This window comes from Methanosarcina sp. UBA289, from assembly GCA_002496565.1.
Lineage (GTDB): Archaea > Halobacteriota > Methanosarcinia > Methanosarcinales > Methanosarcinaceae > Methanosarcina.
Genome location: DAKJ01000018.1, coordinates 833448 through 842388 on the forward strand (window position 1 = coordinate 833448; position 8941 = coordinate 842388).

Consider the following 8941-nt stretch of genomic DNA (forward strand, 5'->3'; position numbering starts at 1 on the left):
TTCCTTCTTGAAAAATCTGGCAGTTGTGCCTGATTTCATAGAACTAAATACTTTGTGAATAAACTAAGATCATTTATATATCACTTCTAAATAAGTTATAAATAGTTTGTAAATAACTTTTAACTAACTTCTAAACCAGAGAATTTTCTAAACTATGAGGGTTTTCGATTTGACCGACTCAGGCATAATTGTAGTGGGAATAGGAGCCTGTGCATTAGCAAGGAGTCCGGTTAAAATTAAAACTTTCGGATTGGGCTCATGTGTAAGTATAACACTCTATGATAGGAAAGAGAGAATGGGAGGGCTTGTCCATGCGATGCTTCCTAGTATAAATCATGCAAGGATAAAAGATAAACCTTCAAAATATGCAGATTCCGGAATAGAGTATCTGGCAGCTGAGATGGTAAAAAAGGCTCTTCCAGAAAAAGGCTCGAAGCAAAACTTGTCGGAGGAGCACATATGTTTGAAAACCAAAATATAAGTATAGGTGAAAGAAATATAGAGTGGGCCAAGAAAACCCTGGAAAGGCTTGAAATACCAGTTATAGCCGAAGATATTGGCAAAAATTACGGACGCACAGTAACCTTTGATACTTCTACAGGCAACCTCCTCGTAAGAACTATTTTGAGAGGAGATAAAATAATCTGAAAAAACTAATTTGTTTTATATCCAACCTGTTTTTACTTTTGCTCGTTTTTATCTTTTTACTTGTTTTCGTCTTTATACGTTTTCTTTAATAGTTTTTAATCTGTTTTTATCTTTACTCAATTTTTATCTTTAGTCAGTCTTTACCAATTCTTTTTATTTTCGATTATTGAAGTTGTATTTAAAAGTATTTTTGAATATATAAGCTAGTCATTTTTTCAAAATAATACATTTTTTAATTAATTTTTGTTTCTTCGCCTTTTCTCTGAAAAATTATATATCTGATATAAATATTATAATTAACATTATTAGCCCCATTAATAAAGAAGAGAGAAATAAAGTAACATAAAACATTAAATGTATAATAAAACATTAGATATATAATAAAACATTAAATGTATATCTGAGGCTAAATCTAAGGTAAAGTAGCACTTTGAGTACATTTTGAGTACACTCTTAGTACTTTTTAAGTATACTTTAAGCAACACACTAAGTATACTTTAAGTTAATACTGTGAGTACACTTGAAGTACACATTAAGTACACTTTATAACACTCTGAGCACTACTCTCAACTCTTTGAGTAATCCTCTGAGTAAATATTTCATTCTAAGTTATTCTGTAGATATCTGGAAAATTCTGAAAGCTTATCGAAGAATAAGATCAGGGAAAATCAGATCTGATCATTCGTAAACTAATTTCGAAATAGCAACAATAAGCAAATGAGAGATTTTTATGGAAATCAACGGAGTAGAAATCGAAGATACATATGCAGAAGCGTTTCCGATCAAGATTGCACGGGTACTCATAACAGCTGCTACTAAACGCTGGGCCCTTGTAGCAGCTACTGAAGCTACAGGCTTTGCAACATCTGTGATAATGTGTCCTGCAGAAGCCGGAATTGAGAGGTTAGCAAGTCCTAGCGAGACCCCTGATGGCAGGCCTGGAGTTTATGTACAGATCTGCACTTTCAAATACGAAGCTCTGGAAGAGCAGCTACTTGAAAGAATTGGGCAGTGTGTACTTACAGCCCCTACAACTGCAGTATTCAATGGGCTTCCTGAAGCTGAAAAACAGTTTAACGTAGGTTTTAAACTCAAATTCTTCGCAGACGGTATGGAATCGGAAACTCAGATTGCCGGTCGCAAAGTGTATAAAGTCCCAATTATGGAAGGAGACTTCCTGACCGAAGAAAATATAGGAGCCATAGCTGGAATTGCAGGTGGAAACTTCTTCATCTTTGGGGATTCCCAGATGACTGCGCTGACCGCAGCTGAAGCTGCTGTTGATGCAATTGCAGAGCTTGAAGGTACAATTACCCCATTCCCTGGCGGCATTGTAGCCAGCGGCTCCAAATCCGGAGCAAACAAATACAAATTCCTGAAAGCTACTGCTAATGAGAAATTTTGCCCTTCCATAAAGGATAAGGTTGAGAACACTGAAATCCCGGCAGATGTCAACGCTGTTTATGAAATCGTTATCAACGGCCTTGATGAAGAAAGCATAAAAGCTGCCATGAAAGCAGGAATTAAAGCCGCTGTAACTGTTCCAGGTGTTAAGAAAATCTCTGCAGGAAACTACGGTGGAAAGCTGGGTAAATATCAGTTTAAATTACATGAGCTCTTCTGAGCTCAATAATTTTTTATTTATTTGTATTATTCAGCTCAGTACCAGAACCCAGTGCAACGTCAACAGTAAGATGCTTATAAAATTGAGTGTTAATTCTGACGATTGAATTCTCTTACAAATTAAAATTTTCAATCAAGAATGTAAAACCGCTAGATTTTGGAACATAATCTACTACTCTCCACTCATTTTCTTTACTCTTCACTTATCTTTTTCATATCTTAGTCAACGTTCCTTTTGCATTTCAGTCCACGGATCCTTTTTACGTCCTAATTGACATATCCTTTTCACATCAGACCCATTTTTGATATTTCAGTTAATTCTTCTTTTCACGTAGCTTTTTGTTTTCCCAGAAAAAGTTACTTTTAAAACAATTCATTTTCAAGAAAATTTGTATTCTAAGAAAATAAGTGATAGAAAATAAGTGATAAAGGGAACAAACTTAATTAACTCGGTATTTACAGAAGCTTATTTTTATATTCTACAAAACTAAAAAATGGAAGTGAAAATCTGACCAGAACAAAAACCAATTACTTAATAGACCTTGTTCTGACAATCTTCTTTTTAGTAGTTGCAAGCACAGGGCTATTCATTTATTTTTTTATACCTTCAGGAATTCCAAGAGGGAAATATGTTGTATATATGGGGTTAACGAAAGCTACCTGGCTCTGGATACATAGTAAAGCTGGAATCTTGATAGTGATTCTCGTAATTATTCATCTTATCCTGCACAGGCAATGGATTGTACATACTACTAAGAGCTTTTTTAGAAAGGGAAAGAAAGATGTTATTTGTAAAGGAAAAGGTGACTGAAGAAGCCCTATGTGAAAAATATAAAAGAAAAATTAGAAGAATATGAAGGAAAGAATAAGAAAAAAGTAAAGAAATTAGTAAAAAAGTAAAGAGATGAGTAAAAAAATAAAGAAATGAGTAAGAAAAAGGAATTTCCCGTAAGAAGGATCCTTAAAAAAGGTTAATCAAAATTCAGAATCTTATTAAACCTTCAAGTCACTTATCAAACATTCAAAGTCCAATTGCATGGAAGCCGGCAAGGAGAATATCCCTCGGATCAATGCCAGTAACCTGCATCATGACATAAGCTCCAAGGAAAGTTCCTGTCATACTTCCTAGATTTGCAAAGCTAGCGACAAGGAGAACTCTCATGAACCTATTTTTGAACATCTCCCTGAAGGTTTCTATTCCTCCCAGAGCTTTTATATCTGCGGTGGTAGGGTTTCGCTGTTTTGCTTCTACAAGCCCAGCAAACCAGCCTGCAGCAATTAGCGGGTGCAAAGTAGTTAGCCAAGCAACCGAAAAGGCGGTCAGAACTGAATAAGGATGGCCGCCTGCTAGCAGAGTACCAACTGCACTCAGGGTTCCTGTAATAATAAACCACCATCCAAAAGCCATCAAAAGGGTGTTCAGCGGAACGCCGGAAAACATCAGTAGTAAAAAGAATCCAACTATAACGGCAACAAAAGCAAAACCAACAACTTTTCCCAGGCTTATACGTTTCTTTGGAACCTGCATAAGACTATTCAGGGAAGGAACGCTTTTTGGATTCTTCAGGTACTTAATTACCCCTGGCTTGTGCCCAGCTCCAATTACCACGACAACAGTTTTATTTCCACCTGCCGCAACCTTAAGGATGCTTCCTGCAAGATATGCGTCCCTTTCATCAATGAGAACCTCAGCTGCGGTCGGGGCAAAATCTCTGAGCTCATTTACAAGGCCAGTAACAACATCACTTTCTGTAATTTTATCTATATCAATTTCGGTTCCTTTTCCAATTCCTATGAGGCCACCTAGCAGCGAGCCAATCATCTTGACTTTTTCCAGGAATTTCATCTTTCCCCAGAAACGCTGAAGGGTAACCTGAATATCCCTGTCAATTAAGGCAACTTTGGCTCCAATAAACTCGGCTTCCTCTATAGCGGAAAGCATCTCGGCTCCGGGTTTTACACCCATGTCATCACCGATCTTCTTCTGAACATAGGCAAGCAGCCAGTGAATAATATAATAATTGACCTTGCCTTCAGAGAGAATTTCCTTGATAGGAACCTGCTTCTCCTGCACATTACCCTTCAGTGAATCATAACGTCCCCTGCAAAGCTCGACAGCTACAATATCCGGCTTTAGATCTCTGATAGCAGCCTTGACCTCGGCAACGCTCTTTTCCGAGACGTGGGCGGTTCCTATAAGCACAATTTTTGACGGCTGGTATTCATCCTGACAAGCATCCGATACTTGGGGAGGTGAAGGAATTAAAACTTCGGAAGCTGAATCAGGAACAGATTCTGCAATAATTTCGGAACTTATGTCAAGCTCTCTTTCAAGCTCGCCAGTTTTTGTTTGGAATGCCGGCACAGAAGTTTTGTCTTCCTCCGGCATGTTAATTGAAGAACCAGAAATTTTAGACTTTCCAACAGAAATGGTGTTTTCTGCGGATTCGGTCATAAGTTTGTCCATAGAATATATTGACTCCTGAGATGAACTATGAAAACTGTAGTCAGGATCCTTGTCCTGAGAATCTGTAATTTCAGGTTTGTCCATTGTTAATCTCTCTGCTGCGACGAGTTAAAGTGACGCGTGAGGTACATACACTTGAAGGATAACCTTTAATCGAATGAGCAGTTAGAGCCTTCAGATAAAACAACTAAGCTATAAAAGAACTTAGTATAAGCAGATAATTAAGTGGTGGTAATTATCTGCCAGGAATTTATATTTTGCTGCCTTCAGGTTTTATCCATAGTTTGTATAATTATCATTTTATATAATTCTTTATAAACATATCTGTATATTCTAATGTAATTTGTAATTTCATATAATTTCGTAGGCGTCTTGTTTATGAAGGACTTAAGAAAGTCGTATCTTTTAATAAAAATATTTTTCGATGAAATTTCGATGAAAATTTGGTTTAATAACTTCTTTTCAATAAAATCTCTTATAAATTTCTGATAAACTTCTTTTTAATCACTTCCCTGAGAAACAATTAATAAACTTCTTTTACTAGTTTCTTTCTTGATGCATTCGGCTTTAGAATCTATCCTTTAATTTAGAGTATTTAGGAGTTACTCTGACCTTAGTCTCAGAACCCGTACAAGATCAGTCCTTGAAAGGATCCCTACAATCAATCCGTTATCAACAACCAAAACCCTCCCAATATTTTTAGATGACATGAGTTTCAAAACATCAATTGCCTGTGCATCCGAAGGTACCGAGATGACATCTCTGGTCATAATATCCGAGACCTTAGCCACTGGACGCTCAAAAGAGGGAATATGCTGGATATCTGTAAACGTCACAATTCCTTTCAGGCTGTCTCCTTCCACCACAGGATACCCCATATGTTTATTCTCAAACATGAATTTGACCAGATCTTCAACGCTCATGGAAGGACTGACTGAAACCACATCCCTGGCCATAATATCCCTGACTAGAATATTTTCAAGTGTTACTTCGGCTCGAGTAGAACGTTCCTCTTCAGATGCGCCGACATAAATAAAGAGTGCAATCAAAGGGAACCAGAGATTGCCTACTAGAATTCCAAAAATTGCCATAAGAATAGCAAAAAATTTCCCTACAGCTGCTGCACTCTGGGTAGCTTTCACATAAGACATTCTTCTTGCGTAAAAAGAACGAAGTACTCTACCTCCATCCATTGGAAAAGCGGGCAGCAGATTGAAGATTCCGAGTACTAGGTTCATAACTCCAAGAATCCAGATAGTGAGGTATACTGGGTTTTGAGAGAGTACAGGGTTAGGGGAAATAAGATTTCCGTAGATAAACATGCACACAAAACCTATTACAAGACTTGTGAGAGGCCCGGCAGAAGCCATTTTTGCTTCCTGCCCAGGCTTTCTGGGCATCTCTTCCATAGCCGATACTCCCCCAAAAAGAAAGAGAGTAATGCTCTCAATTTTGACCCCGTAACGCATTGCCATATATGAATGTGCAAGTTCATGTAAAAGGATCGAAGCAAAAAGCAGGATTGCGGTCAAGACTGAAAGCGAATACTTTGTGATAGGTGGCTCAACTCCCCTAAAACCGAAAGGCTGCGGGTTGATTGCAAACACATAAGCAAATATGGGTAGTATGAGAAGAAAAGTAATGTGCAATCTGATAGGTACACCCATTACACTTCCAATTTTCAATGATGACTTCACGAATAAATACCCCCATTCTCATTTAAACATTAAACAAATCATAAAACTGAATCTGAACTTCAAAAGCTGTGGTTTATTATATCTTTATTAAGTTATAAACCTTAACTTGAAGTTCGAGATTAAATATAAGGTAAAGAAAGTTCCCCTAAATTCGATTCGCTAAATCCACTTATAAATTCTCTTTGTAATTTCTCTCATAAAGCCGTCTTGTAAAATTTCCTTCATAAAAATAACTGACCCTATTTATTATTTGGCGATAATATTATACAAATCTGTTTGTGCTTGATTAGTAAATAAACAGGCTATAGAAAAGATACTAGGAGAAGCAGAAGTAAGGAGAATATAAGAAATCTAGGAAAAATCTAAAGAAAAAAATCTAAAGAAAATACAATTAAGGAAAATAGAATTGAAACGAAATGGGTTAGAGAAGTATAAAGAATTAAGTTACAATAAAAATAGAAGAAAGTTATGGGATAAGCAAGAGTTAGGTAAATTAATTGAGTAAAGAAAATAAGTAAATATTAAGGGAAGTAAATACTTAAGGAAAATTGGATAAAAAGAAGTAAGATTTAAAGTTCTGCTGTTACTTTTTTTAGATCTTGCAGGAATTCTTCTACATCCTGAGATGTATTGTGAGGCATAAGAACTAGGCGAAGAGATCTTGGATTCCGGGTAATTGAGACATTCCAATCGAATCTTTTTAGGAGTTGTTCGCGTACAAGATCAGGGTTCGGAACTCTAAGGGCAACTACATTCATTACAGGTTCGATCAAAGGTTCGAAACCTAGTTTTCGAGCTTCTTCGACCAGCTTTGCGGTAAGTTGCATGCAATACTGTACATTTTTTCTGTATCCTTCACGCCCAAGATATTTCATGACTGCATACGTGGCAGCGGCTGAAGCACCGCTCCGGGTGCCTGTGAGAGTAAACTGCGCCTTTGTTGTAAGATACGGAGTATTTACCTTGAGGGAATCCAGAAATGAAGGAGATCTGAATAACAGGGCACCTGACGGGATTGTAGAAAGGCCCATTTTATGGGGATCTATTGCAATGGAGGTCACACCTGGAACTTTGAAATCGAAAGAGTATGGATTTTCAAGGAATGGGATCACAAACCCTCCAAAAGCCGCATCAACGTGAAGGAAAAGCTCATTCTCCAGAGTAAGTTTTGCAAGCTCCTCGATAGGGTCTACCTGGCCGAATTCAGTGTTTCCTGCTATCCCTACAAGTCCAATAGTGTTTGTATCTATCAGGTTTTCCACAGATTTGATATCCACCTTGAATTCAGAATCCAGAGTAGCTCTTTTAACTTCAATACCCATCATATTGGCGACTTTATCAAACGAAAAATGAGCTGACTCAGGAACAACTATATTGAGGTTCTCACCTAACTTTTTTCCTCTCGCAGTTACATGGTTTTTCATGCCTCTGATAGCTTGAATATTGGATTCTGTACCTCCTGTTGTAAGATAGCCGCAAACCGAACTCTTACAAGACTCTCCAGAAGGAACTTCAACAGATTGAGCATGAAGAAGTTCTCCCAGCATCCCGATTACTTCTTTTTCCAGTCTGTGGGCGCCTGCAAAAAGTCCCAGGTCACCTAGATTAGTCTCAATAAATATCCTGTGAGCCTCAACCGCGATTCTATGCGGATGAGTACACATTGAGCTTAGAACCCTATAGTAATCCGTATCTTCTGACTTTACATTTTCCAAATAGGAAAATATCTCTTTCTCAGAAAGACCCTGCTCATTCATATGGATAAAGTAAAACCAGTTTTGTTTAAAAGATTTATGGAATATAACTGCTAACTTATCAAGTAACTCTCCTAACCACACATCAGAGGAACTTAACGTCAATATATTAATTAGTGAGTTAAGAAGAACTAAGAAAAAGTTCCACAAAAGAGATATGTAAGCAGTAACAGGATAAGGAAGTATTAAGAAGATAAAAGAAAGAAGATAAAAGAAGAGAAACAGTATAAACTTTAAAAATAATTAAAGAATGATAGTGAAGTAAAGACAGTAGAGATTTCAGAAGGAAGGTATTGTAATAAAATCACTGTAATAATATGTATTTCCTATTAATGTTTGTTTCAGAGAGAGACCCCTATATTTCGATTGGAAAGATTCTCACTGGCCTAGAAAAATAATTTTCTCAAAACATGTAAAATAAAATATGGATCCAAAAAATTCTGTTTTTTTGATGGATTTATTTTTCCAAAAGTATGCTAGTTTTTAATCCAACTTTTCTTTATTAATAAAGTTTTATCTAGAAATAAACCGAAGTTTCTATTGATAAATTATATATAGTATTAATTTCATAACTAAACAACATTATTTTGTAAACTAGCAAAATAAAATGAATTTTTATTTTGCTGCTTCAAACTTCAAATCCCTTTAATGGAAATTATGGGGCCTGGGGGGTATATAAACTTTCCAGTTGAAATAAAGGGGTCTTCCTTAATTCTCTCTATTTTCACATCTTACTTACTTACTTACTTACT

The 8941-nt window shown here is 36.6% G+C and carries 5 protein-coding genes and 1 pseudogene; 3 read left to right on the forward strand and 3 right to left on the reverse strand.

Annotated elements, in window-relative coordinates; translation table 11 throughout:
* The first annotated feature begins 169 nt into the window (after positions 1 to 169).
* From BP549_RS11525 to BP549_RS11535, 3 genes and pseudogenes are all read left to right on the forward strand, one after another.
* Positions 170 to 648 (forward strand): annotated as a pseudogene (locus BP549_RS11525) (chemotaxis protein CheD).
* 730 nt (positions 649 to 1378) lie between these two features.
* Positions 1379 to 2272 carry a formylmethanofuran--tetrahydromethanopterin N-formyltransferase gene (fhcD, locus tag BP549_RS11530; RefSeq protein WP_292376781.1) on the forward strand — a complete coding sequence of 298 codons (894 nt, stop codon included), beginning with the start codon at positions 1379 to 1381 and terminating at the stop codon, positions 2270 to 2272.
* A 534-nt stretch (positions 2273 to 2806) separates the two neighbouring features.
* Positions 2807 to 3082, forward strand: coding sequence for a DUF4405 domain-containing protein (locus BP549_RS11535; RefSeq protein ID WP_394339079.1), 276 nt, complete (start codon positions 2807 to 2809; stop codon positions 3080 to 3082).
* 210 nt (positions 3083 to 3292) lie between these two features.
* Here the strand turns inward: BP549_RS11535 and BP549_RS11540 are convergent, their stop codons facing one another.
* The 3 genes from BP549_RS11540 to mfnA form a co-directional block, all read right to left on the reverse strand.
* Positions 3293 to 4822, reverse strand: coding sequence for a TraB/GumN family protein (locus tag BP549_RS11540; protein WP_292380708.1), 1530 nt, complete (start codon positions 4820 to 4822; stop codon positions 3293 to 3295).
* Between the two features lie 518 nt (positions 4823 to 5340).
* The gene (locus BP549_RS11545; protein ID WP_292380711.1) at positions 5341 to 6435 is read right to left on the reverse strand and encodes a CBS domain-containing protein; all 1095 of its coding nucleotides are present in this window, start codon (positions 6433 to 6435) and stop codon (positions 5341 to 5343) included.
* A gap of 569 nt (positions 6436 to 7004) precedes the next feature.
* Entirely contained in the window at positions 7005 to 8192 is a 1188-nt protein-coding gene (gene mfnA / locus BP549_RS11550) for a tyrosine decarboxylase MfnA (RefSeq protein WP_292380713.1), read from the reverse strand.
* Positions 8193 to 8941 lie beyond the last annotated feature (749 nt).

Excerpts from the sequence above, each read along its gene's own strand:
- fhcD (WP_292376781.1), top strand. The coding sequence starts at position 1,379 with ATGGAAATCAACGGAGTAGAAATCGAAGATACATATGCAGAAGCGTTT.
- BP549_RS11540 (WP_292380708.1), bottom strand. The coding sequence starts at position 4,822 with ATGGACAAACCTGAAATTACAGATTCTCAGGACAAGGATCCTGACTAC.
- mfnA (WP_292380713.1), bottom strand. The coding sequence starts at position 8,192 with ATGAATGAGCAGGGTCTTTCTGAGAAAGAGATATTTTCCTATTTGGAA.